Below are 24,485 nucleotides of genomic sequence, written 5' to 3'. Positions count from 1 at the left end.
GTCCAGAGGACGCGGAGAAGGTGCAGCGCAGGGGGTAGGAGTCGGGTTGAGCGGGGCGGCGAGGCCGGGAGGCGGGTCGGTGGACGCGGAGGGGGCCGGTCGAGCGGACACGGAGAAGTGGTGCGGGTTCTCGCTCGGCGTCCCGCGCCGCCGCCCTAGGCTGGCGGCATGACGGCCCCCGCTGACTCGGACGCCGCGAAGGTCCGCGTGCTGATCGTCGACGACGACCCGCTGCTGCGCGCGGGGCTGCGGATGATGCTCGGCGGCGCGCCCGACCTGGAGGTCGTCGGGGAGGCGGGCGACGGTACCGCCGTCGCCGAGCTGGTCGCCGGCCTGCGGCCCGACGTCGTGCTGATGGACATCCGGATGCCCGCGGTGGACGGGCTCGCGGCCACCGAGGCGCTGCGCGCCCGGCCCGCCGCGCCCGAGGTGGTCGTCCTCACCACCTTCGACGCCGACGAGCACGTGCTGCGTGCGCTGGGAGCGGGCGCGGCCGGGTTCGTGCTCAAGGACACGCCGCCCGCCGAGATCGTCGAGGCGGTGCGCCGGGTGTCCCAGGGGCAGCCGGTGCTGTCGCCTTCGGTGATCCGCCGGCTGATCACGCGCGCCACCGGCGGCGACGGGCGCGGTCGGCGGCGGGAGCGGGCGCGTGAGCGGCTCCGCTCACTCAACGAGCGCGAGCACGAGGTCGCCGTGGCCGTCGCGCAGGGCCGCTCCAACGCCGACATCGGCGCGTCCCTGCACCTGAGCGTGCCCACGGTCAAGACCCACGTCTCCCGCATCCTGTCCAAGCTCGACTTGAACAACCGCGTGCAGGTCGCACTGCTGGTCCACGACGCCGGCCTGATCCCCGGCCACGACGACGGGGAGCCCGGGAGCGACGGGACCCGCTGATGCCCGCTCTCCACCCCGCCGCCTCGCGGGCGGGGCGGCGAGGTCGGTCGGGTTTCCGGGTGTGCGGATAATCGGGGTATGCAGGGGCGTGAGAAAGACACGGTGACGGACCGGACGCTGGACGTGCTGGAGGCGCTGGCGCACACGTCGCGGCTGGCCGACATCGCGGCGGCCACCGAGCTGCCCAAGCCGACGGTGCACCGGATCCTGCAACGGATGGTGGCGCGCGACTTCGTGCGCACGGACGGCCAGGGCCACTACACCGGCGGACCGCGTGTGCTCTCGCTGGCCGGGCGCTACATGCGCCGGCTCGACCTGCCCCACCACGCCTACCCCGTGCTCTCGCGCCTCCAGCAGAGCACCGGGTGGACGGTGCACCTCGCGCTGCTGACCGGGGACGAAGCCGTCTACGCCGCCAAGCTGGAGGGCACCAAGCCCTACCACCTGGCTTCGCGGGTGGGCATGCAGCTGTGGCTGCACAGCACCTCCGTCGGCAAGGCGATGCTGGCGCGCATGCCCGACGACCGCGTGCACGCGCTGCTGCAGCGCGCCGGCATGCCCAGCCGCACTCCCGACACCATCTGCGACGAGGACAGCCTCGTTGCCGAGCTGGCGGCGGTGCGCGCCCGAGGTTACGCCGAGGACCGCGAAGAGAACGAGACCGGCGTGCGCGCGGTCGGCGCAGCGATCACCGACTACACGGGTGAGGTGGTGGGCGGCGTGAGCGTTGCGGCGCTGGTGCACATGCCCGCCGAGGGCACCGCCGCCTGGCGCGGCGACCAGGTCGCCGCAGCGGCCCGCGAGATCTCCGCCCTCCTCGGCACCCCTTAGGCCCCGCCCCTTAGCCCGCCGCTCCCGGCGCCCCGCCCCGCCGCCCCGCCGCCCCGGCGCCCCGCCGCCGAGGCTCTCCAGCCGCGGTCGCCGATGTCATGCCGTGTGACCCCCTTCACAGTTCGTCACACGTGTGCGAATATGCGTGAAACGCAGTGGAACGCCGTTTCATTCAATGGAACGAAGGAAGCCGAACCTTTCGAAGGGACGGGAAGGCTGTGCACAGCGGGGGAGAGCGGCCGATCGGGGCCGACTGGATGGACGCAAATGCCGGGTCGGCCGACGCCGACGAAGGGACGACGCGCCTCGTGTCCCCAGGTGAGCTGACCGAGCTCGCCGAAGCCGCGCTGCGGAACATGGGCGCACCGCGCGGCGTCGCGCTCGCGGTGGCGGCGTCCCTCGTCGACTCCAACCTGGTCGGCCACGACTCCCACGGAGTCCGGAGACTGCCCATCTACGCCCGTGCTGTGGACCGGGGGCGGATCGAGCCCGACGCCGTGCCCGAGGTCGAGCCCGCCGACGGCGCCGTGCTGACCGTCCGAGGCCACCGCGCGTTCGGGCAGGTCGCCGCGGCCACCGCAGTCCGGGCGCTGAACGACGTCGTCGCGGGCCAGGGAATCGGAATCGCCGCGGTCCGGGACTGCAACCACATCGGCCGGCTCGGCGAGTACGTGGAGTCCGTGGCCGAGTCCGGCTACATCGGCATCGCGCTGTGCAACGTCGATCCGACGGTCGCGCCGTTCGGCGGGCGCGAGCGCAGGCTCGGCACCAACCCGCTGGCCTGGGCTCTGCCCTGCGGCCCGGCCGACGACCCCGCGGGAGACGCCCCGGTGGTGATGGACTGGGCCACCTCCGCCGTCGCTGAGGGCAAGCTGGCGATGGCGCGCGCCCGCGGCGAGCACGCGCCCGACGGCGTGCTGATGGACTCCGCCGGGCGTGTCTCCACTCAGCCCGCCGACTTCTATCGGGGCGGTGCCCTGCTGCCCTTCGCCGGGCACAAGGGCTACGGCCTCAGCGTGATGATCGAGGTGGTCGGCGGCCTGCTCTCCGGCGGCGGGATCTCCTGCCTGCCCGGCTACAGCGGCGACAACGGAACGGTGCTCATCGGCATCGACCCGGCGCGGTTCATGACCGCCGACGCCTTCCGCACCCAGGTCGAGGACTTCTGCGCCGAACTGCGCAGCACACCCGCGGCGGAAGGCGCCGACGAAGTGCTCGTGCCCGGGGACGTCGAGCGGCGAGCCCGTGCCGAGCGGGCCGAGAACGGCATCCCTGTGCCGTCCTCGGTGTGGGAGGGGTTGACCGCCCTGGTGGCCGACCGCTCCGCGGAACAGCAGACCGACGACCCGGGTGCGGGCGGGGGCCGCGCCGCCGACCCCGCCGCCGACTCTGCCGCGCGGTCCACACGCTGAACACCGGCCGACCGGCCGACCGGCCGCACCCGGTCGGCCCCGCCGCGCCCCGCGGGGCGCCCCCGGTCGGCGAACGCCGACCCCGGCCACGACCGAACACGGGGGAGAGACGGAGCAACCGCCATGACCGACAAGGACGGGGCGACGACCCCGGACACCATCCCCGCGACGTCTCCCGAGCACATGCGGCGCGTCGTCCTCGCGTCGCTCGTGGGCACGGCGCTGGAGTGGTACGACTTCTTCATCTACGGCACAGCCGCCGCCCTCGTCTTCAACGTGCTGTTCTTCACCGACGCGGACCCGGCTGTCGGCACGCTCGTCGCCTTCGCCAGCTTCGGCGTCGGGTTCGTCTTCAGGCCGCTGGGCGGATTCGTCTTCGGCCACATCGGCGACGTCCTCGGCCGGCGCACGACCCTGGTCATCACCACTCTGGTGATGGGCCTGTCCACCGGCCTCATCGGGCTGCTGCCCACCTACCCCCAGATCGGGCTGTGGGCGCCGGTGCTGCTGACCGTGCTGCGCATCTGCCAGGGTCTGGGCGCGGGCGCGGAGTTCGGGGGCGCCTCCACGCTGCTGTCCGAGCACGCGCCCCCCGGGCGGCGCGGGTTCTTCGGCTCGTTCGCCCAGACCGGTGTGCAGATCGGCCTGGTAATGGGCACCGTGGTCTTCCTGATCGTTGGCTTTCTGCCGGACGACGCGCTGATGTCGTGGGGCTGGCGGCTGCCGTTCCTGCTCAGCTTCCTGCTGATCGGTGTCTCGCTGTACCTCCGGCTGCGGGTGGCCGAGTCGCCGGTCTTCCTGCGTGCGGTGCAGAAGCGCACCACCGTCAAGGTCCCGATCGTGCAGGCGCTGCGCAAGTACCCCGGCAGCTTCCTGGTCGGCATCGGCGCGCACATCTGCGACACCGCGGTCATCTACATCTTCGCGACCTTCAGCGTCTCCTACCTCACGACCCAGCTGGACCAGCCGCGCTGGGTGGCGCTGACCGGGGTCATCGCCTTCGGAGTCGCCGTCATCCTGCTGCAGCCGGTCTTCGGCGCGCTGTCGGACCGCATCGGGCGGCGGCCGCTGAACATCTTCAGCGTCCTGTTCACCGCCGCGTTCGCCAACCCGTTCTTCCTGATGCTCAACACCGGCGAGCCCGTGGTGATCTGGCTGGCCCTGATCATCGCCACCACCGTGGGCGTGGCACCTATGATCGCGGTCCAGCCGGCGTTCTACGCCGAGCTGTTCGGCGCCGGAGTGCGCTACACCGGCTTCGCCGCCTCCCGCGAGATCGGCGCGGCCATCGCCGGGTTCTCGCCGGTGGCGGCGACCGCACTGCTCGCCTATTCGGGCGGCGACCCGTGGCTGGTGGCGCTGCTGATGATCGGGGCGGCGGCGGTGTCGCTGGTCGCGTTCGTCTTCTCCCGCGAGACCCGGGAGGTCGACATCGCCGCCTTCGAGACCGACCAGAGCAGCATCGTCTCGGCTTCCTGGCGCGGCGACCGGCAGCCGTCGGCCGAGTAGCGGGTACGGGTAGCGGGGCGCCGGGGAGCGGTCGGGCGCCCCGTCCGGCAGGCTCCCCACGGACAAGACGTCGACACGGAGGTGACCATGACGACGGCGACGCCGCGGCTGAGCCGCGCCGCCCGCGGGCGGCTGCCCGCCGCGCTCACGGCCGAACTGCCATCCCCCGGGATCGCGACCGGGATCGTGCACCTGGGGCCCGGCGCCTTCCACCGGGCGCACCAGGCCGTGTTCACCCAGCTCGCCATGGCGGCCGAGCCCGGTGACTGGGGGATCTGCGCCGCCGCCTCGCGCGGGCGGTCGACGGTGGAGGCACTGCGCGCACAGGACCACCTCTACACCGTCACCGAGCGGGCGGCCGACGGCGTCGACCGCATCCGCGCCGTCGGCGCGATCACCGACACCGTGGCCGCGCGGGAGGAGCCCGAGCGGCTCGCGGCGGCAATCGCGGCGCCGGGCACCCGCGTCGTGACCCTGACCGTCACCGAGGGCGGCTACCGGCACGACCCCGCCACCGGCCGCCTGGCACCCGACGACCCCGAGACCGCAGCCGACGCGCTCGGGCGCGCGCCGCGCACAGCCGTGGGACAGCTCGTACGCGGCCTGCAGGCGCGCAGCCGCGCGGGGGCCGAGCCGCTGACCGTGCTGCCCTGCGACAACCTGCCGCGCAACGGAAGGCTGCTGGGCGGGCTGGTCGAGTCCTTCTGCGAGCTGCTGCCCGAGAGCGAGGCCGCCCCCTTGCTGGAGTGGGTTCACGAGCGGGTCGCCTTCTGCTCCACGGTGGTCGACCAGGTCGTGCCGGCCACTGCGCAGGCCGACCTGGACCGGGTCGCCGATGAACTGGGCGTCGCCGACGCCGCCGCGGTGGTCGGCGAGCAGTACCGCTCGTGGGTGATCGAGGACCGCTTCGCCGGTCCGCGCCCGGCCTGGGAGCGCGTCGGCGCCCAGTTCGTCGGCGACGTCGGGCCGCCCGAGGCGGTCAAGCTGCGCTGTATCAACGCCACCTTGACCGCGACGGCGTGCCTGGGGCTGCTGCTGGGCGCCGAAACGGTCGCCGAGGCGGTGAACCGGCTGGACCTGCGCCGCTACCTGCGCGCGCTCTACCGCGACGAGCAGGCTCCCAGCGCCGTGGCTGCCGGGGGCAGCCCGCCGGAGTTCGACGCGCTTCTGACGCGCCTGGGCAATCCCAACCTGAGCCATCGGCTCGCCCAGATCGCCCAGCAGGGCATCGGCAAGCTGCCGCAGCGCCTCGTCGCGCCGGCCGCCGAGCACGTGCGCCGGGGCGAGGACCCGCATCTGGCGTGCCTGGCGATCGCCGCGTGGGTGCATCTGCTGCGTGTGCCCGCAGGCGCCCGCCCGCAGCTGGACCCGGTGTCGGAGGAGCTCGCCGCGGAGCTCGCGCCCGCCCGCTACGCCACCGAGGCCGTCGACCTGCTGCGCGACCGCCTGCACGGGTTGTCGGAGGAGTCGGGTTCGCGGCCCGATGTCGGCGACCGGGTCGCGGAGGCCCTGCGCGCACTGGAGGTGCGGGGCGTCCACACGGCGGTCCAGGAGGCCGCAGGATAGGCGGAACCCAGGCGGGACGCCCGCGGGACGCAGGCGGTATGGCGAGCGAGCAGGGGTGAGGACGGGGGAGCGGGCCGGCGGCGCGGAGGGATCAGCGAGGGACCGAGCGGTGCGGCATCGAGCGCCGCAACGGCGAGCTCCGCGGTATCGCCCCCGACCCACCAAGGCACCGAGCAGCTAGGAGGAGCGAATGCGGATCGAGGGCGCGGTCGTCGTCGTCACCGGCGGCGGGACCGGGATCGGGCGGTCGGTGTGCCTGGAGGCGGCCCGGCGCGGCGCCGCAGGTGTGGTCTTGACCTACGCGCGTTCGGCTCAGGCGGCCGAGGACACCGCCGGCGAGGTGGAGGCCTGCGACGTGCCGGCCCTGCCCGTGCGGGCCGACGTCGCCGACACCGCTGTGGTGGAGGCGATGGCCGCGCGCGCTGTGGAGCGCTTCGGCCGCGTGGACGCCCTGGTCAACAACGCCGGCACCACCCGTGCCGTGCCCGCGAACGACCTCGCCGGACTGACCGACGACATCTGGCACGAGATCCTCGACGTCAACGTGGTCGGCGCCTTCCGCTGCGCCCGCGCCTTGGAGCGCCCGCTGCGGGAGGCCGGCGGCGGGATCGTCAGCACCTCGTCCATCTCGGCCTTCCGCGCGGGAGGCTCGTCGATCGCCTACGGCGTGAGCAAGGCGGCGCTGGAGCAGCTCACCCGGTCCCTTGCTGCGGCGCTGGCCCCCGATGTGCGCGTGAACGCGGTCGCTCCGGGCACCGTCGCCACCCGCTGGCAGACGGACCTGCGCGGCGCGGAGGGCTTCGCGGAGTTCAGCCGCGAGGAGCGCGAGGTCGTCCCCCTCCGCGCCACCACCCAGCCCGAGCAGGTGGCGCGCGCCCTGCTGGCCATGCTGGAGATGGACGCCGTCACGGGCGAAACCGTGGTGATCGACGGCGGCAAGCACGTGCTTTACTGATCGCGGCCCCGGGGTGGGACGATGGAGAACCCCCGTCCCCCACGCCCAGGAGACGCGCGTTGCCTCCTTCGACCTCCACCGGCGCCATGTCCCGAGTGATCCGCGCGCTGATGGCCGCGCTCGGGTCGACCTCGTTCGCACTCGGTGCAGTCGCGGTGTTCACGACCGAGAACGGGACCGGCTCGGCCGCGCTGATCGTGTTCGGCGGTGTGCTCCTGGTGCTCGCGTACTTCGGCGACCGGATCGACAGTCTGGAGTTCGGCGGTGCGAACCTGCGGCTGCGCGCCGCTGCGGCGGAGAAGTACGCGCTGGCCGAGGAGTCCGACCAGCGCGGGGATACCGCTGCAGGTGAGAGGCTGCGCGACGAGGCGCGTGCCCTGATGGAGTCCGCTGGCGCCATCGCCGCCGAGTACCGGTCGACCCGCCGGACGATGCCGTCCGGGCCCGTCCGCACCGCCGCCATGGAGGAGATCGTCGAACGGGCTCGCGGCGTGGCCCGCTCGGGTCCCACCGAACCCGGGCAGGTGCGCGGCTGGCTGCGCTCGGCCGACGAGGAGCTGCGCAGCGCGGCCATGGAGCTCAGCCCGCTGGGCGGCACGGTGCTCGGTGCGCGGCGGCAACCACCGGCTCAGCGCCGTCGATCTTGTAGCCATCGTCACTGGAGATCGTTTTATCTCACGATAGCTACAAGATCGGCGGAGGTTGGGGGCTAGCGGTCGAGGCGGCGGATCAGGTCGATGGCGGCGTCGATGAGCCGGTCGGCCTCGTCGCGGGAGTCGGCGACGACGATCTCGCGGCGCGCCTCGCCGATGACCGCCGTGAAGACGCCGACGGTGAGCCGCTCCAGCGCGGAGTCGCCGGCCTGCAGCAGCGCCGAGTTCTGGCGCGCCCACTCGCGGTTGCGGCCGCGGCGCAGCATGTCGAAGCCGGGCGGACCGTCGCCGGCGAGGAGGAGCAGGCCCACGTCCCGGCGCTGCCAGGACCCTTCCAGGAAGGCGCGTGCACCCGCGATGAACAGTTCGAGCGGGTCGTCCTCGCCGCCCGCGCGCGCTCGGGCGACGGCGGTGGCCGCCTGTTCCTCATCGGCGGCCTGCTGGTCCTCCCAGAGTGCGAGGAACAGCTCGGTCTTGCCGCCGAAGTGGTGGTAAAGGCTGCCAACGCTGGAGCCGGCGCGCTCGACCACGTCGGCCACCCCGGCGTCGGCGAAGCCCTTCGCCGAGAAGACCTCCCGGGCGGCCTCCAGGAGGACGCGGCGGGTGTGAGCGGTGCGGCTCCACTGCCAGGCGCCCTCGCGCCCGCCCGCGCGTGTGCCCGTCCTGCGTGCCATGTGCGCCCTTCCGGTCCGCGGGGCTGCGTGCATCGGCGACGCCCCGGCCCTGGCTGCGTGCGAATCCACGGTAGCGAAGGCGTGCCGACGATCGGGCCCGCGCAGCGCGCGGCGGGAGGTGTACGACGCGGGCGCCCCCCACAAGGCGCCCGGTCGAGTGGCCGAAGCGCTCCGCGAGCGGAGGCACGCCGTCCTCATGCGGCGGTAGCCGCGGCCGCGCGCACGGGCGGTGCCCCGCAGTGCGCGCCGGAGATCCGGCGGCGCCCGGTGCGCGCCGGAGAGCGCGCCCGTGCGGCTGGCCGGTTCCGGCCGGTTACCGGAACTCGCGGCCTTCACGCTCATATATGCGATCTGACCTGGTGGTTCGCTCCGACAACGGTCGTCGGGCGCGATTGCCGGGCCACATGGCCGTGCGCAAGACTCGTCCGGTCCCAGGTGTCGAGACCGATGATCGGAGGATCCTATGACCGGCGGGCATGTGAGGCCGGCGCGCCGCCGCCTGCGCCGAGCGGGCATGGCCGGAGCCGCGGCGGCGGCCGCGCTGGCGGTCGCCGCATCCGCCGCCGCAGTCGTCGACAGCACCGGAGCGGCCCCGGAGGCGGCGACGGCCGCCGCCGCGGCCGGCGCCAACAGCCCGGGCGGATCCAACTACAACTTCTACCGGCTGGACGGCTGCAATCGCGAGCCCTACGGGGTGTTGAAGAACTTCCACACCAAGCGCGACCTCATCACCGACCAGCTCACCGAGATGCACGCCAACGGCCAGCGGCGGCTCATCCTCGGGATCTTCCACCGCAACGGGCCCGAGACCGGGACGGTGATGGACTCCTCCGGCGGTGACATCAAGGAGCAGTACAAGCAGAACCTGGCCGACCTGCTGGCCACCGCCGACGACATCGGCTTCGCCGAGGTCGAGGTGGCCATGCACGTCCTCGGCGGCAACAGCCCCAACGGCTGGGACTCGTGGCACGAAGACCTGTACCAGGAGAACTGGCAGCTCATCCAGAAGATCCGGCCCATCGTGCGGAACTCGGGGATCCACTACCGTCTCAACCTCGGCAACGAGCTGACCCCCGCGCCCAACCAGCCGCAGACCCTCGCCTACACCCAGCGGCTGTGGGACGACTACACCGCGGCCTACGGCAAGGGCGACACCGTCGGGTTCTCCATCATCGGCAGCCGCCCCGAGCGGATCGCCGCCATCCCCGACATGTACGGCGGCGACCCGCCCCACCTGTTCGACTTCCACTTCTACGGCGACGACAGCGCCGACGAGTACGAGCAGTTCACCGCCGCGCACCGGCAGATGGCCGAGATGGGCTACGACCAGGGCTGGGTCGTCGGCGAGACCTACTACAACGACGCCGCGGCCGCCGACCGCATCGACCGAGCGATCGCCGACACCGGCCGAGAGGTCTACTGGCTGACCCAGTGGCCGCTGACCCGCGACCGGGGCTGCGACCACGTCGACGTCGCTCCGCCGGCAGAGTTCGATGCCTTCGCCGGCGCCGGGTTCTAGCCGGCACGGGCCCGCCCGCCACGCGCGCAGCCCGCCCTTCGCCGCCGTCCGAGGCGAGCGGTCGGTGCGGCGCGCGGCCGGCCGGTGCGCGCGACCCCGTCCGTCGCAGCGCCCCGGCACGCCCGCCGGGTCCGGCCGCCGCGTACCAGCGCGGGGCCGGCCCGGCGGCGCTCAGCCGCGTCGGGCGGACCGCGGGCTCCGGATCCGCCGCCCCGCCCTGCGGCCGGCCGCCTCCCCGGCGACGTCCTACAGCTCGACCACCTGCCGCACGGCCTCGCCCGAGGCGAGGCGGTCGAAGCCCTCGTTGACGTCGTCCAGGCGCAGGCGGCCCGACAGCAGCTCGGTGACCGGCAGCATCCCGCGGCGGTACAGCGCGATGTAGGCGGGGATGTCGCGGGCGGGCACCCCCGACCCGAGATAGCTGCCGCGCAGCGTGCGCTCCTGGGCGGCCAGCGTCACCGCCGGGATCGACACGTGCCGGTCGGGATGCGGCAGTCCGACGGTCACCGTCGTGCCGCCGGGCCGCGCGGCGAGGTAGGCCTGCGCCAGCACGTCGGCGTTGCCCGTGGTGTCCACGACCTTGTCGGCGCCGCCGCCCGTCAGCTCCCGCACGGCCTCCACCGCGTCCGGCCCGCCCGGAAGCTGCTCGGTGGCGCCCAGGCGGGCGGCCAGCTCGCGCTTGGCCGCGACGGGGTCGATCCCGATGACCTGCGCGGCGCCCGCCACGTTCGTGCCCAGCAGCGCCGACAGGCCCACGCCGCCCAGGCCGAACACCGCCACCCGCTCGCCCGGCCGAACGTCGGCCGCCTTCAGGGCGGCGCCGACACCTGTGAGCACAGCGCACCCGAACAGCGCGGCGACCTCGAACGGCAGGTCGGCGTCGACGCGCACCGCGGAGTCGGCGGAGACCACCGTGTACTCGGCGAAGGCCGAGACTCCCAGATGGTGGGCGGGCCGACCGCCGTCGGAGTCGCGCCAGCGCCGGCCGCCGCCCACGAGGTCGCCGGCGTTGTTCGCGGCGGCGCCGCGGACGCACAGCGCCGGGCGGCCCTCCAGGCAGCGGGGGCAGCCGCCGCAGGGGGCGACGAAGTAGAGCACCGTATGGTCGCCGGCGGCGAACCGGTCTCCGGCGCCGGGACCGAGCGCCACCACCTCGCCCGCGGCCTCGTGGCCCAGCACCATGGGCACCGGGCGCGGGCGGTCGCCGTTGACCACCGACAGGTCGGAGTGGCAGAGCCCGGCGGCGCGGATGCGCACCAGCAGCTCGCCGGGACCTGGCGGGGCGAGTTCGAGCTCGCGCACCCGCAGCGGGCGCGAGCGGGCGTAGGGGGCGTCGGCGCCGGTCTCCTCCAAGACGGCGGCGCGCACGGCCGCGGGGGCGGATGCGTTCACGGGCTCCTCCACTTCACCGGGTCATCGCCGACCGGCTGCCGCCGGTCCTCGTGTTCCACTCGCCGCGGGCGTGCCCTCGGCGCACGTGCCTCCCCGCCCGTCAGCGGTTTCCCCGGCTACGCCGGTCCCCCGGGCACGGCGGGACTCTCGGCTCGTTCTGCTCTCTCGGGGCCGCCGGGGCGCTCCAGCTCCTTCAGTGCGGCGCGCAGCCGGCCCTCGACGGGGACCGGCCGGCGCGTCCGCCGGTCGACGAAGACGTGCACGAAGCGCCCTTCGGCCACCTTGGAGCGCCGGTCGCCGCGAAAGAGCCCGACCCGGTAGTGGACCGAGGAGGTGCCCAGGCGGACGACAGCCAACCCCACGGCCAGCACCTCGGGAAAGCCGATCTCGGCGCTGTAGGAGCACTGCGACTCCACGCACAGACCGATGACCTCGCCGCCTCGGTAGTCCAGCCCGCCCTGTTCGATGAGCCAGGTGTTGATGGCGGTGTCCATGAACTCGTAGTGGACCGTGTTGTTCATGTGGCCGTAGGCGTCGTTGTCGGCCCAGCGCGTCGGGATCTGTGTCCAGTGCGCGTACTCGGGCTCGGCCCCGCCGCCGGCACCGGTCCCCGCACCGGCGGCGTCGTCGGCAGTGTCCACCGGTCACCCCCGTCCCGCATCGCGACATGACATACCGATCGGTATGTACCGTATCGCGTGCCCGCGGGGGACGTTCACCCGGGGACGCGGGCTCCCGCCGCCCGCCCGCCTTCCTCGGCACCACCCGGAAGGCGCCCGGCGAGGGCGCGGAGAGCCGCCGGGCGTCGTGCTTGGCCCCCGCTCTTGCGCGGCGGGCGGCGTTGGGATAGAAGGCGGTGTGTCGGCCGCGGGCCGGACGCCACTCCGGCGGCCGGGCATCCGGCGCGCCGCTTGCGACGATGGACGGTGACGGCATGGCACACGGACCGAACGACCGGGGCGCGACAGGGAGCGACGGCGCCGCGGGGCTGCCGGACTGGGCCCGCGAGCCGGTCCTGCTGGGCTGCCACGGGGGAGCCGGGACCACCACGCTGCGCGTCCTGCTGCGGACCCCGTGGGAGCTGGGGGCCTTCTCCGTGGAGCGCAGCGAGATCGACACGTTCGGCCGCCCGCTGGTCCTCGTCGCCCGCGACAGCGTTGCGGCCGCCGCCCGCGCTGCAGACGTCGCCGGCCACGTGGCGGCGAGCGGGACGGTGATCGCCGCCCTGGCCGTGGTCGCCGACGGATCGGGCTCCGAACCCCGCGTGGCGGCCGATCTGCTGAGCCGCGCGGGCCGGCGCGCGGGCGCCCTCGTCCGCGTGCCCTTCGTCGCGGGGCTGCGCCACGCGGACGCCGGCGAGGCCGACCGCGTGCGGCTGCCGAAGAAGGCGCAGCAGGCGCTCGCCGGGATCACCGCCGCCTGCGACCGAGCCGCCGCCGCGCCCCCCGCTCCACAGTCCTCGAACCCCCGTTGATCTTGTAGCTATCGTATAGGGAAATCGTTTTCCTTCACGATGGCTACAAGATCAACGGTGATCATCCGCGGGAGGCGCGGTCGGTGCAGACCTCCTGCGAGGCCGCTGAGAGGTCGATGGACTGGACGGCCACCACGCGGAAGCAGTACTCGACATCCGGGTTGAGGCCGGTGATCTCGACGCTGGTCTCGCCCGCCGACACGCTCGCCATGCCGGCGTCCTCGCCCGCGCCGACCGGGCCGCCGACGACGTGGTGCGTCGCCGCCCCGCCGGTGCTGTCGGTCCAGGACAAGGTGACGCTGATCGTGCCGTCGCGGATCTCCACGCCGGTCGGGGCGACGGCGGCCGGGCCGGTCGCCCCGCCGCTCTGCCCCGCGCCGTCGGTGGCGTCCTGCGCGGCGTCTTCGGCGGCGTCGCCCGCCGCCGCGCCGTCGGCGGGCGGAGGACCGTCGCCCCCCGGTGGGGCGGACGGCTCCCGGGAAGCGCCTGCGGCCGCCGGCGGCTGCCCCGAGGACGCGGGCGCGGCCCGCAGCAGCGGTGCCGACGTCCACGCCACCGCGCCGACGACCACGAGCAGCGCCGACGCCGCCAGTGCGTACAACGCGACCCGTCCTGCGCGCCGTCGCGGACGGGCACCGGGAAACGGCGGGTGGAGCGCATCGAGCGGCGGGACGCCGGCGGGAGGGGCGTCCGGGGGGCCGATCGGCGGGTGCGGCCGCCACGGCGGGACGCCCGCGTACGGCCCACCGGAGGCGGCGGCCGTCCCGGCGTCGAGGGCATGGGGCGGCGCCGCCCACGGCGCCGCGGGTGTGACCGCGGGATCGAGCGCGTAGGGGGGCTCGGGAACGGCGTCCAACCCGGCGACGGCCGCGTCGGCGGCGTCGCGGGAGGGCTCGGCGGCGGCGTGCCGACCGGTGCTCCCGGCGCCGGAGCCGGAGTGCCGCGCCGCGGCTTCGGCGCCGGACGCTCCGGGGTCCGGGGCGCCCGCCGCTGTGGATCGGATGGGCTCGGCGTCCGTGCGGGCCGGACGCTCGCGCGGAGTGCGAAGGGGAACGGGGGCCGGCGCCGGATCCGGCGCCGGGCCCGGACTCGGATCCGGAACGGGCGGCGGTGCGGCCTCCGCCGCCGGGGCGGGAGGCGGCAGCGGCTCCGGGGAGGGAAGGCCGCTGCCGCGCGGACCTTCGCGCCGGTGCGCGCCCCCGTCGAAGGAGCCTTCGGCGGTCGCCCGCTCGGGTTCTGCGGGGCGCTTCGGGGGCGGCTGTGTCCCGAGTCCGGTGTCGGCTTCGGTTCGCTGGAGGCGCCGCCCGGGGCTTTCGGCTTCGGGGGCCGCGCCCGGCGGCGGCCGGTCCGGCCGCGGACCCGGGCGCCGGGGGGTGCGCAGCGGCGGAGGCGTCGGCTCCGCGTGCTCCGCCGTGTCCCCGCCGCGCAGCAGGGACGCGAAGGCGGCCGCATCGCCGACCCGCTCCGCCGGGTCGGGAGCCAGCGCGCGGCGCAGCGCGTCCTGGATCCGCTCCGGCACGTCGTCGCGCGGCACACGCGGGGGCCAGCACGCGGGTGCCCCCGCCCGGGAGGAGTCCGCCGGAGCAGCCCCCTCCGTCTCTCCCGGATCGTCCCCCGTACCTCCGGCGCACGGCGGTCGCCCCGCCAGCAGCGTCCATACCGTGGAGGCGAGCCGGTACACGTCCGACGCCGGTTCTGGAAACGCGCCGGCCGACTGCTCCGGTGGGACGTGCTCCACCGCCCCGTCGCGGTGGTGCACCGGTGGGAAGGGGTGGTCCCGGGGCAGCGCCGAACCGAAGTCGATCAGCGCCGGGCCGAACCGCGCCCGCAGGACGTTCTCCGGCGCCACCGCGTGATGCAGCAGCCCGCGCGCGTGCATGGCGGCGAGCGCTTCGGCCACGGCGGTACCCGCCGCTACGGCCTCGTCGACCGCGACCGGTCCCTGCTCGGCCAGGATGCGGCGGTAGTCGCCGTCGGGGCAGTCCTCCATGACCGCGTACGGGCGGCCGTCGTCGGCCGTGCCGTGCTGCAGCAGCGAGTGGACGCCCCGGTTCGACGAGTGCATCCGCCACAGCTCGATCTCGTCGCGCTCCGCGCGGGGCCCGCGGGCGCGGGGGAACTTGACGACGACCGGGGTGCCGCCGGGGTCGCGCCTCGCGCGGTACAGCACGGAGTCGTCGCCGCAGTACAGCGGCTCCGGCGCGAACACCCCGGGCACGTTCGGCACCGCGTCGCCCGCGCGGCTCAGCGCTTCACCCACGGCGCACCTCCTGTCTCTCCCCGAGCGACCGTCTGCGGATGCGGGGCGGCGGCGCCGCACTCCGATGCCGGGCCGACCTCATCGGCGCCTCCAGAACAGCGGCCGCGGATCGACCCACCACAGCAGGCGGCGGCCCCGGCCCGAGCGGCGGCGCAGCGCGGCGGTGTAGGCGCGCACCTCCGAGGACGCCGCGGCCGCCGCGGCCGCGCCCACCCCCTCGGCGCGCTCCTGGGGCGGCACGAACGCCATCGCGTTCAGCGCCTGCCCCAGCGTCCACTCGCGCCTGCCGCCTCCGGGTGGCGGAAGCAGGGCGTCGGAGCGCACCAGCACGTCGGTGACCGTGTCGGCCGGCCGCGGAGCCGCCCCGGCCAGGCGCAGGCCGTCGCGCAGCTCCCACCACGCGCCCGCGAGCCTGCGCCGGGGGTCGCGCGCGCCGAGCCGGACGCCGCGCCGCAGTCCGCGCAGGACTCCGGCGAGCAGAGCCCCGAGCACCGCGGCCGTCACCGCGCCCGCGCCGCTGCGCCCGGCGAACTCCCAGGCGTAGGCGACGTCCAGCGGAGAGGCGGTGATCCGGAAGAACCCGCCGTCCTGCTGCGCGGAGCCCGCGCCCGCCTGACCGCCGGAGCCGCCGCCCGCGTCGGCCTCGGAGCCGGTGTCGGCGCCGTTGCGCTTGGGCTCGCCCGGGGTGACGTCGAACGGTGCCCAGCCCACGCCCCTCAGGTAGACCTCGCCCCAGGCGACTGCGTCGCCGGAGCGGATCAGCCGGCCTTCGCCGCCGTCGATCGCGGTTCCCTTGCCGAAGCCGACGACGACCCGGCTCGGCAGCCCGGACGCCCGCGCCAGCAGCGCGAACGCGCTCGCGAACTGCCCGGAGGTGCCGCCCCCGCCCTGCTCGTGCGGCGGAACCAGCAGCTCGGCGAGGTTGGCGTAGCCGTGCCCCCCGGGTGCCTCGGGCGCGAATCCGTAGTTGCCGCGCAGGTGGCCGGCCAGCCAGTTCGCGCGCTCGTAGGGCGTGCCGTCGCCGTAGGCCTCGGCGATCCGCTCGATCTCCGGGGGAGTCCCCTCGGGCAGTTCCAGGTACTCCGCGAACTCCTCCCGGTCGGGCTCGCCGGCCTGCTTCAGTTCGGGCTCGCGGTATTCCGGCGCGCTGCCCACCACCCGGTAGTGCAGGCCCGCGGCCGCGCCGCTGCGGGTGCGCACCGTGGCCGACGCGGGTTCGAAGGAGACCGGTGTCCCCTCCACCCGGCGTGGAAGGCCGGCCGCCGGAAGCCAGTGCCCGGGCAGCTCCTCGACGTCGACGGTCACCCGCCGCGGCCGACCCGGCGGGACCTCGTGCTCGGGCTCGGGCAGGACCTGCGAGGAGGCGCGGTAGCGGCCGGCGGGCAGCCAGGTGACGCCGTCGAAGTCGGACAGCGTGACCCACCGCAGCTCCGTCGGCTGCTCCGAGGTGACGCGCAGCAGCCGCTGACCGGGCTCGGCCGACCAGCCGGCGAGATAGCTCAGCGGGCTCACCGCCGCGGTGTCCTCCTCGGGCGGCACGACCGCGGCGCGGGGGTCGGCCGGGCGGATCGGCGTTCCGTAGAGGGCCAGCGGTCCGGCGTAGGCGGTCAGCCCGGCCACCAGTGCCAGCACCGCACTGATGCTCAGCACCCGCGGAAGGACGCCCGCGATGCGCCCGGATCGGGTGCGGGCGGCGATCGGGGCCACCGCGGCGCCGGCGCCCTCGGCGGACCCGCCGCCCGGCGCCGGCCGGGAGTCGGCCGCGGCCGCCAGCAGCGCCACCGCCGCCAGCGCGAACAGCGCCGCGGGGTAGTAGGCCGGACTGATGTCGGGACCGTTGAGCACCGCGGCGCCCGCGAGCGCCGCGAGCGGGCACAGCAGCGCCGTCAGCGGGGACCCGGCCCGCACCGCCAGCACCGAGGCGGCGCCCGCCAGCCACACGCCCAGCGCGGGCAGGGCCAGCGTGTCGGCGGCCACGGGCGTCGGCAGCGAGGTCGTCAGAATGCGGGCGCCGGAGTGGGCGACGGCGTCCACGGTCCCCCACCACAGGCCGCCGCGGGACCCGGGTACCGCGGCCACCAGCACCGCCACGCCGCCGAAGGCGAGCGGCAGCCCGGAAGCCAAGGCGGCGACGGGACCCAGCCGACTCTTCAGCAGTGCCGTGACCAGCACAGACGCCGCCGACCAACCGGCGAGCAGAGCGGCGACCGGCGCGGGCTCGACATAGCCCGGCGCCATCGCGAGCCCCGGCGCGGCACCCGCGGCGACCAGCGCCGACAGGACCACCGCACCGCGCGCCGCCGCGGCCGCCCGGTTCACGCCGACCACCGCTCACCGTTCCAGCGCGCGGCCAGGTCGCGGGCGTCGTCGGCGTCGACCACGGTCACGCCGGGGACGGCGCCGAGCGGTCGGCCGTACCGGCGCAGCACGATCAGCACCAGCCGCGGGTACACCTCGCCCAGCCGCGCGAACATCCGCGCCTCGGCACCTGTGATCGCCGCGCTGACCAGCACCGCGGTGTCGCCGAAGGGGCGGTTGCGCAGCCGCCACAGCTCACGGGCCAGGTCGGCGCCGGGATCGGGGTGCGCCTCGGCGAGCAGGTCGAGCATCGGAGCCAGCCGGCCGGTGCTCTCCACGGACTTGCCGCCGACCAGCCGCAGCTCGCAGGCCCACCGCCCGTCGACCGCCGCCGCCGCAAACGCGGCCGCCGCGCCCGCCACCTCGTCCAGTGCCGCGAGCTCGTCGCCGGCGGCGCCGCCGCGGTCGTCGGCCACGACGCTGATGCGCGTGTGCGAGGTGTCCAGGTGCTCGCGCACCATGAGCTTGCCCTGCCGCGCCGTGCTGCGCCAGTGGATGTGCCGCACGTCGTCGCCCGGCACATAGTCGCGCAAGGTGTGGAAGCTGACGCTGCCCGCGCGCCCGCCGTCGAACACGCCCTGCGGGTCGTCGCTGCGCCCCACGGGCATCGCCCCCAGCGGCTCCCACCGGGGATGCACCCAGATCCGGTCGGTCCCGCCGGAGACGCGCCGGGCCGCCGCCAGGCCCAGCGGGTCGCGCCGACGCGACTCCAGCGGTCCCAGGTCGAGCACGCCGCGCCGCTCGGCACGGAGCCGGTAGCCCACCGGAGCGGCGTCACCGGGCCGGGCCGCAGGCAGCTCGACCGACCGCTCTCCGGTCGGCCCGGCCACCCGGTCGGCGAGCAGGTGCGCGCCCCGGCCGCGGCCGTCCTCGCCGGTGCTGAGGACGACCTCGGCCTCGTCGCCGGGCGAGATCCGCGGTGTGGCCACCGAACGCCGCACCCGCATCGGACGCAGCCTGCCCACCAGAACCACCGACACCAGGACGACGGCGAAGGGCACTGTGCCCAGCACCAGCAGCTCGCGGTAGCCGAACCCCGCGCCCGTGACGAGCAGGGCGGCGCCGCCCGCCAGCACCAGCCAGCCGCGGGCGGTGGGCAGCACGGCTCCGCTCCCCGGCCGTTCCCGCGCGTCGCCGCCGCCCGCCTCAGCCATCGGCCAGACGCACGGCGTGGGGAGGGGACGTGCGGTCGACGATGTCGCCGAGGACGTCGGCCGGGCTGCGGCCGCTGATCGCCGAGCCGGCGGCCGGTACCAGCCGGTGGGCCCACACGGGTACGGCCAGCGACTTGACGTCTTCAGGCGTGGCGTAGTGGCGGCCTTCGGCGAGCACGTACATGCGCAGTGCGCGCATCAGCGCAGCGGTGGCGCGCGGGGAGACGCCGACGTGGATCTCGTCGTGCGCGCGGCTGGAGTGGGCCAGCTCCAGCGCGTAGCGGTAGACGGCGTCGTGGATGTGCACCCGCTTGGCGGCCGCGGCCATGCGCGCGAGCTGGTCGCCGCCGACGACCGCCGTCAGCTCGTCAGTGCCCTTGAGCCGGTCGCCGCGCATGATGGCGAGCTCGGAGTCGGTGTCGGGATATCCCAGGGACAGCCGGATCAGGAACCGGTCGAGCTGGGCCTCGGGCAGCCGGTAGGTGCCGTCCATCTCGACCGGGTTCTGCGTGGCGACCACGAGGAACGGGCGCGGCACGGGGTAGCGGCGGCCGTCGACGGTCACCTGGCGCTCCTCCATGACCTCCAGGAGCGCCGACTGCGCCTTGGGTGAGGCGCGGTTGATCTCGTCGGCGACGACGACGTTGGCGAAGACGGGGCCGGGGTGGAACTGGAACTCGCGGGTGTCCTGGTTGAACACCGGGACGCCGGTGACGTCGGAGGGCAGCAGGTCGGGTGTGAACTGGATACGGTGCCACTCGCCGTCGGTCGCGGCGGCGATGGCGCGCGCCAGCGTGGTCTTGCCGACGCCGGGCACGTCCTCCAGCAGCACGTGGCCTTCGCTGAGCATGGCGACGAGAGCGAGGCGGACCGTGTCGGCCTTTCCGAGGACGGCCGAGCCCACCTCGCAGGCCAGCCCCCGGAAGGCCGCCGCGTGCTCGGCGGCCTCCGACTCGGTCAGCGTCGGGGCGGGGGAGTCGGCGCCCGGCCTGGGGGCGCTGTCGGGCGCGGTGCGCGGGGCCGAGGTCGTCACAGTGGAGTCTCCGCATCGTGCGGTCGGGTCGGGCAGCGCCGCGGTCGTCCGGGGCCGGACACGGCGGCACCGGCGGGCAGAGGGGGGACCGGCGGACCGAGGGGCGTCGTCGGCCCCGGTGCGCCGTTCGCGCGTCGGCGGAGGCGCGTCTTCGGCGCGCACGGCGAGCCGCGCCGTGCGCCGTCGGCCGGAGGCCCGGAACGCAGGCGCACGCGGCACACGCGTCAGGAAACGGGCTCGGCATCGGATTCCGGCGAGGTTCCGGAGGTGTCGTCCTGACCCGGAGTCCCGCCGGGAGCCGTTCCGTCCGTCCCGTCCTCAGGCGGCACTTCCGGCTGACCGGTGCCGTCGTCCGCTCCGCCGGTGCCCTCGTCCGGGGGATCGTCGGGACTTCCGCCCGGCTCTCCGCCTTCGGGCGGCCCGTCGGTTCCGGGGTCCGGGTCGCCCCCGGGGTCGGGGGTTTCAGGGGGCGGGGTGTCGCCGGGGCCCGGGTCGGGAACATCGTCGCCGTCTCCGGGATCGTCGGTTCCGGGGCCGCCTCCGCCGTTCTCTCCGCCTTCAGGGTCGCCGCCGGGATTCCCGCCGCCGTCCTCGCCCTCCTCGGGGGCCTCGTCGTCTCCTTCGGCGGAGTCGTCCTCTCCGCCCTCGTCCTCTCCGCCTTGGTCCTCGTCGCCTTCGTGGTCCTCGCCGTCCTCGCTGTCCTCGCTGTCCTCGCCGTCCTCGCCGTCCTCGTCGTCCTCGTCGTCCTCGGAACCGGGGGCGCCGGGGACGGGATCGAGGGGGCCGGGCAAGTCGGGAAGGTCGGGCAGGCCGCCGTCGTTCGAGTCGCCGTCGGACTCCTCGTCCCCGTCGTCCCCGTCGTCCCCGTCGTCGCCGGGCCCCTCACCGCCGTCGCCGTGCTGGGGCGGGGCGGGCGGGCCGTCGCCGACACCCGGCAAGCCGCCTTCGCCGCCCGGCACGTCGCCGGGCAGGTCCGGCACGTCCCGGGGCCGGGGCGGCTCCTCGTAGCCGTCCTCGTGCTCCTCGGGACGGGCCTCCTCGCCGCGGCCTCCTTCGGGTCGGCCGGGAGGCGCGGGCAGGTCCTCGGGCGTACTGGCGTCGGGCAGGTCGGGCTGCTCGGGCGCATAGCCGCCGTCGTCGGGGCCCTCGACGTAGGGATCGGCGCTGTCACCGCCCGGGCGCTCGCCCTGGCTCCCGGCGCCGCCCGGTCCGTCGCCCCGGGGGTCAGGGTCGTACTTGCTCACCTTGCGCACGCCGCCGTCGGGGTCGACGACGAGGGCCGACTCCGACTCGGGCGCGTTGATGAAGAGGTGGTCGTCGCGGACCTCCAGCTCCAGCGGGCTCGCGCCGGCGTCCGGTACGCGGAGGGTGGTGCGCTGCCGCCCGTCGCTGGAGAACCGCCGGACCAGGCCCTCCTCGGAGTAGGGGACGTAGACGTCGCCGGCGAAGGGCAATGCGGCGTCGGGCCGGGTGCCGTGCACGGCGAACGTCCGCACCCGCGGGTCGTCGGGCAGCCCTTCGACCGCGACCACGGACGAGGTGTCGGGCACCGTGACCGCGGCGAGTGCCCCCGCGGTGCGGGCGGGGACCTCGGCGCCGTCCACGCCCACCGGCGACTCCACGGTCTCGGCGGATCCGCCGGTCACCACGCTGAGCTCGCCGGCGTCGGTGTTGACCGCCAGCGCACCGGAGTCGAGCACGGTGATCGCGAGGTCGTCGCCGGGATCGCCCACCGGCACGCTCTCGACGACCTCGGGCTGATCGGAGCGCGTGTCGATGCCTACGACGGTGCCCTGCGAGGGGGAGGCCACCCACAGCACGCCCTCGGCGTCGAACTGCCCGCCGACGAGCCGGCCGCCCAGGCGCAGCGGTTCGCCCGCGGGCCGCAGGGTCTCGGGGTCGACGCGGCGGACCTCGCCGCGCTCCTCGGCGATGATGACCGCGGCGCCGCGGCCCAGAACGAAGCGGTTGTCCTCGGCCGCGCCGATCCCGGACTCGCCGGTGAACTCCATACGCGCCAGGTTCACCGAGGTCAGCGAGCCGGCTTCGAGGTCGTGCAGCACCAGGTGCCGGTTGTTCTGCGCCAGTCGCACCGGATGGTCCTCGGCGCCCTCGACCGAGTGGACCAGATCGACCCGGCCGTTGTTGGCGTTGACGCGGATGACCTCGCCGGTGACCGCGCTCCACAGCCAGGTGGAGCCGTCGGAGAGGTCGTCCAGGCGGCTGAAGGCGCCGACCCCGAATACCGCGCTGCCGACGAGCGCGGTGGCCAGGCCCGCGACGGCAGCACCGGCCGCAGGTCGGCCGAAGCGTGTGCGCAGGGAGCCGTGCTGGTGGCGCAAGGGGGTCTCCTGTCCATTCCTCCGGGGGTGAAGAACGCGGGCCATGCCCTGCGGCGGCGTTCGTTGCTGCCCGAAGTGTGCGCCGCACCGGGGAGGGGCACCGGTCGGCCGTGCCGTGAGCAGCGAGGGCATCCGGTCGATGCGGTTGTACTCGTGCCGCCCGCCACTACTCTCAGCTACGGAGCTGCGTCGCCTCGTTCGGGAATGCGAATTCTCGGACCTGCCGCTCCACGAACTTTACTCGGATCCCCACCGCGAAAAAAGACGATCCCGCGATTGTGGATTTCCGAGTTGCGACCGCTGCGCGGGGTGCCGCCGTGCCGCGGCGGCGCGCCGGGCGCGCTCGACGGCAGCGCGCCCGCAAGCCGCGCGTGTGCGCGCCTCCCCGCCCTCGGCGGGGCGCGGTTCCGGCCGTCCGGAGATCCCGCACGGAAATCGGGTGAATCCCCCGTTCGGGGGATCGCATTCCGCGGACGGCCTACCGCCGCACCGGCGAACCAATGCCGATCCGCTCGCCCCGGTCCGACGGTTCGCGACCGGGAATTCGTCGGCCCCGGCACCCGAATTCTCCGGGTCCCGGTCCGCCGCAGCGAGATCGCGCGCCGGCAGGAACCTTGCTACCGGGCGCCGCCCATAGGGCAGTATCGGACCATGAAGATCCTCTGGGTGTTCGCCCACCCCGAACGGCGCTCCCTCAACGGTTCCCTGATGGACGAGGGGCTGGACGAGTTGGAGGCGCTCGGCTACGAGCACCGCGTCTCCGATCTCTACGCCATGGACTTCAAGCCCGTCGTCGACGCCGCCGACTTCCGCGGTGTCGGGGGTGCGGGCTGCGACCGGCTGTTCGTCGGGGACTCCCAGCAGCGCGCCTACCGGGAGCAGCGGCTCGGGACGGACGTGCGCGGCGAGCAGGAGAAGATCGAGTGGGCAGACGTCCTGGTCTTCCACTTCCCGCTGTGGTGGTTCGGCCCGCCCGCGATCCTCAAGGGCTGGTTCGACCGCGTGCTCGTGCAGGGCTTCGCCTTCGGGCTGAAGGACGACCGGGGACGCACCCGGCGCTACGGCGACGGCGGGCTGGTCGGCAAGCGCGCGCTGATCGTCACCTCCGTGGGCGCGCGCGAGTCCGGGTTCGGAGGCCGCGGCGTACACGGGCAGGTCGACGAGGTGCTGTTCCCGCTGCTGCACGGCACGTTCTGGTACACCGGCGCCGCGGCGCTGCCGCCGTTCGTGGTCTACGGCGCCGACCGGGCCGATGGCGAGGCGTTCGCGGCCGACGCGACCCGGCTGCGCAAGCGCCTCGCCGAGCTGGACACCGCCGAACCCATCGCCTACCGGCACGAGAACAGCGCCGACTACGGCGACGACCTCGTGCTCAGCCCGGAGGCGGCACCCGGCCGCACCGGCCTGGGCGCGCACCGGGCCGAGCCCGGCGCCGGCGGACGGTCGCCCGCCGCCGAGGCCAAGGACGGCACGGGCCCGCGCGTGCCGGGCCGCCCCGCCGTGTGAGGCCTCCCATCGGCACGCCGCGACCCCCGCGGCGCCGCGGGCGAGCCCTCCCGTCCCCGTCCCGCCGCACGCGGCGGCAGCGGGAGCGCGCTTCAGTCCTCGGCGCGCAGCACCTGCCGGAAGAAGGCGCGGTAGCTCCGCATGGTGGTGCGCAGGTCCTCGGTGTCGGGCTCGGCGCCTTCGGCCCAGCGCCCTTCCAGCACCCGCTTGTGCGCCGACAGCCGCTCCTGCAGCGTCCGCAGCACCTCGCCGACGAGTTCATCGGCGGCGCCCACGGCCGTGCGCGGGTCGTCGACGAAATCGCTCTGCGCGTCGCGCCACCGCTGCTGGAGGCGGTCGGCCTCCTCGGCGGAGAACAGCTCGGCGCCCCGCTCGCCGGTGCCGGAGCCGTCCCGGGACGGCCGCCCGCCAGCGGAAGGGCGGGCCGACTGGGAGGGCACGGCGTCCGATGCGGCCGACCCGGCGGGTGCCGGGGCCCCGGACGCGCCGGGCTCCGCGGGCTTCGGCGCGGCGGGTGTCGCACCTTCCGCGGGTGCCGCGGGCGGCCTCCCGGGGTCCCCGCCCGATCCGGCGGTCTCGGCGGTCGGGGACGGCGCTGCCCCCTGCCGCCGCCTGGCGGCCGAGCCGGCCCGCACACCCACGAAGGCCGTGGCGGGGCTCTTCGGCGGATGTCCCGCGGACGCCGACCCGCCGCCCTCGCCCTTGGCCGAGGACGGCTGCGCGCCCGCCGGGGCGCCGGTCCTGGTGTCGCCGCCGGACCGCGCAGCGCTGTCGCCCGCCGCCCGGGCCTGCCCGCGGTCGCCTTCGGGGCCGGCGTCCGATCCGGTCCCGGCCCCGGTAGCGGCGGTGCCGGATGACCCCGGTTCCCGTCGGCCGCGTTCGGCGCCGGGGTCCGCCGCGGCCTCGTTCTTGCGCTTGAGCGGATTGTCCATGTCCGGAACTCCCTTCGGCCG

The 24,485-nt window shown here is 75.4% G+C and carries 19 protein-coding genes; 10 read left to right on the top strand and 9 right to left on the bottom strand.

Going from position 1 to position 24,485, the window contains the following annotated elements; translation table 11 throughout:
• Window positions 1-168: 168 nt before the first annotated feature.
• From RM446_RS01345 to RM446_RS01315, 7 genes are all read left to right on the top strand, one after another.
• A complete protein-coding gene (locus RM446_RS01345) occupies window positions 169-894 on the top strand; it encodes a response regulator transcription factor (RefSeq protein WP_311543180.1) in 726 nt (241 codons plus the stop codon).
• 78 nt (window positions 895-972) lie between these two features.
• The gene (locus tag RM446_RS01340; protein ID WP_311543179.1) at window positions 973-1,725 is read left to right on the top strand and encodes an IclR family transcriptional regulator; all 753 of its coding nucleotides are present in this window, start codon (window positions 973-975) and stop codon (window positions 1,723-1,725) included.
• 257 nt (window positions 1,726-1,982) lie between these two features.
• Window positions 1,983-3,137: an Ldh family oxidoreductase gene (locus tag RM446_RS01335; RefSeq protein ID WP_311543178.1), complete on the top strand. Its 1,155-nt coding sequence runs from the start codon at window positions 1,983-1,985 to the stop codon at window positions 3,135-3,137.
• 123 nt (window positions 3,138-3,260) lie between these two features.
• Window positions 3,261-4,646, top strand: coding sequence for an MFS transporter (locus RM446_RS01330; RefSeq protein WP_311543177.1), 1,386 nt, complete (start codon window positions 3,261-3,263; stop codon window positions 4,644-4,646).
• Window positions 4,647-4,733: 87 nt separating this feature from the next.
• Window positions 4,734-6,212, top strand: a complete 1,479-nt coding sequence (locus RM446_RS01325; protein WP_311543176.1) for a mannitol dehydrogenase family protein — start codon at window positions 4,734-4,736, stop codon at window positions 6,210-6,212.
• 190 nt (window positions 6,213-6,402) lie between these two features.
• A complete protein-coding gene (locus RM446_RS01320; RefSeq protein ID WP_311543175.1) occupies window positions 6,403-7,167 on the top strand; it encodes an SDR family NAD(P)-dependent oxidoreductase in 765 nt (254 codons plus the stop codon).
• Between the two features lie 59 nt (window positions 7,168-7,226).
• Window positions 7,227-7,880 carry a hypothetical protein gene (locus tag RM446_RS01315; protein ID WP_311543174.1) on the top strand — a complete coding sequence of 218 codons (654 nt, stop codon included), beginning with the start codon at window positions 7,227-7,229 and terminating at the stop codon, window positions 7,878-7,880.
• On the opposite strand, the gene RM446_RS01310 is transcribed toward RM446_RS01315, so the two are convergent.
• The gene (locus RM446_RS01310) at window positions 7,877-8,494 is read right to left on the bottom strand and encodes a TetR/AcrR family transcriptional regulator (RefSeq protein WP_311543173.1); all 618 of its coding nucleotides are present in this window, start codon (window positions 8,492-8,494) and stop codon (window positions 7,877-7,879) included. The two genes, RM446_RS01315 and RM446_RS01310, sit on opposite strands and share 4 nt — an antisense overlap.
• 463 nt (window positions 8,495-8,957) lie before the next feature.
• Here RM446_RS01310 and RM446_RS01305 point away from each other — a divergent pair, with 463 nt between their 5' ends.
• Window positions 8,958-10,013: a hypothetical protein gene (locus tag RM446_RS01305; protein WP_311543172.1), complete on the top strand. Its 1,056-nt coding sequence runs from the start codon at window positions 8,958-8,960 to the stop codon at window positions 10,011-10,013.
• Between the two features lie 246 nt (window positions 10,014-10,259).
• On the opposite strand, the gene RM446_RS01300 is transcribed toward RM446_RS01305, so the two are convergent.
• Window positions 10,260-11,405, bottom strand: a complete 1,146-nt coding sequence (locus RM446_RS01300) for a zinc-binding dehydrogenase (RefSeq protein ID WP_311543171.1) — start codon at window positions 11,403-11,405, stop codon at window positions 10,260-10,262.
• A gap of 116 nt (window positions 11,406-11,521) precedes the next feature.
• Window positions 11,522-12,046, bottom strand: a complete 525-nt coding sequence (locus tag RM446_RS01295; protein WP_311543170.1) for an acyl-CoA thioesterase — start codon at window positions 12,044-12,046, stop codon at window positions 11,522-11,524.
• A gap of 293 nt (window positions 12,047-12,339) precedes the next feature.
• Here RM446_RS01295 and RM446_RS01290 point away from each other — a divergent pair, with 293 nt between their 5' ends.
• The gene (locus RM446_RS01290; RefSeq protein ID WP_311543169.1) at window positions 12,340-12,879 is read left to right on the top strand and encodes a hypothetical protein; all 540 of its coding nucleotides are present in this window, start codon (window positions 12,340-12,342) and stop codon (window positions 12,877-12,879) included.
• A gap of 61 nt (window positions 12,880-12,940) precedes the next feature.
• Here RM446_RS01290 and RM446_RS01285 read toward each other — a convergent pair whose 3' ends face one another.
• The 5 genes from RM446_RS01285 to RM446_RS01265 all read right to left on the bottom strand — a co-directional run bounded on the left by RM446_RS01285 (window position 12,941) and on the right by RM446_RS01265 (window position 22,026).
• A complete protein-coding gene (locus RM446_RS01285; protein ID WP_311543168.1) occupies window positions 12,941-15,139 on the bottom strand; it encodes a protein kinase domain-containing protein in 2,199 nt (732 codons plus the stop codon).
• 78 nt (window positions 15,140-15,217) lie between these two features.
• Complete coding sequence (locus tag RM446_RS01280) at window positions 15,218-17,467, bottom strand: DUF3488 and transglutaminase-like domain-containing protein (protein WP_311543167.1); 2,250 nt, start codon at window positions 17,465-17,467, stop codon at window positions 15,218-15,220.
• Window positions 17,455-18,600: a DUF58 domain-containing protein gene (locus tag RM446_RS01275; protein ID WP_311543166.1), complete on the bottom strand. Its 1,146-nt coding sequence runs from the start codon at window positions 18,598-18,600 to the stop codon at window positions 17,455-17,457. The genes RM446_RS01280 and RM446_RS01275 overlap by 13 nt, the downstream gene beginning before the upstream one ends.
• A gap of 43 nt (window positions 18,601-18,643) precedes the next feature.
• Window positions 18,644-19,612, bottom strand: a complete 969-nt coding sequence (locus RM446_RS01270; protein WP_398694273.1) for an AAA family ATPase — start codon at window positions 19,610-19,612, stop codon at window positions 18,644-18,646.
• 296 nt (window positions 19,613-19,908) lie between these two features.
• A complete protein-coding gene (locus tag RM446_RS01265; protein WP_311543164.1) occupies window positions 19,909-22,026 on the bottom strand; it encodes an NHL repeat-containing protein in 2,118 nt (705 codons plus the stop codon).
• Window positions 22,027-22,677: 651 nt separating this feature from the next.
• On the opposite strand from RM446_RS01265, the gene RM446_RS01260 reads away from it, so the two are divergent.
• Window positions 22,678-23,532, top strand: coding sequence for an NAD(P)H-dependent oxidoreductase (locus RM446_RS01260; protein WP_311543163.1), 855 nt, complete (start codon window positions 22,678-22,680; stop codon window positions 23,530-23,532).
• A 92-nt stretch (window positions 23,533-23,624) separates the two neighbouring features.
• On the opposite strand, the gene RM446_RS01255 is transcribed toward RM446_RS01260, so the two are convergent.
• Window positions 23,625-24,464: a hypothetical protein gene (locus RM446_RS01255; protein ID WP_311543162.1), complete on the bottom strand. Its 840-nt coding sequence runs from the start codon at window positions 24,462-24,464 to the stop codon at window positions 23,625-23,627.
• Window positions 24,465-24,485: the final 21 nt, after the last annotated feature.

Source organism: Streptomonospora wellingtoniae (assembly GCF_031845375.1).
GTDB classification, from domain to species: domain Bacteria; phylum Actinomycetota; class Actinomycetes; order Streptosporangiales; family Streptosporangiaceae; genus Streptomonospora; species Streptomonospora wellingtoniae.
The sequence above is the reverse complement of the archived record's forward strand: the minus strand, read 5'-3'. Positions and strand labels throughout refer to the sequence as shown.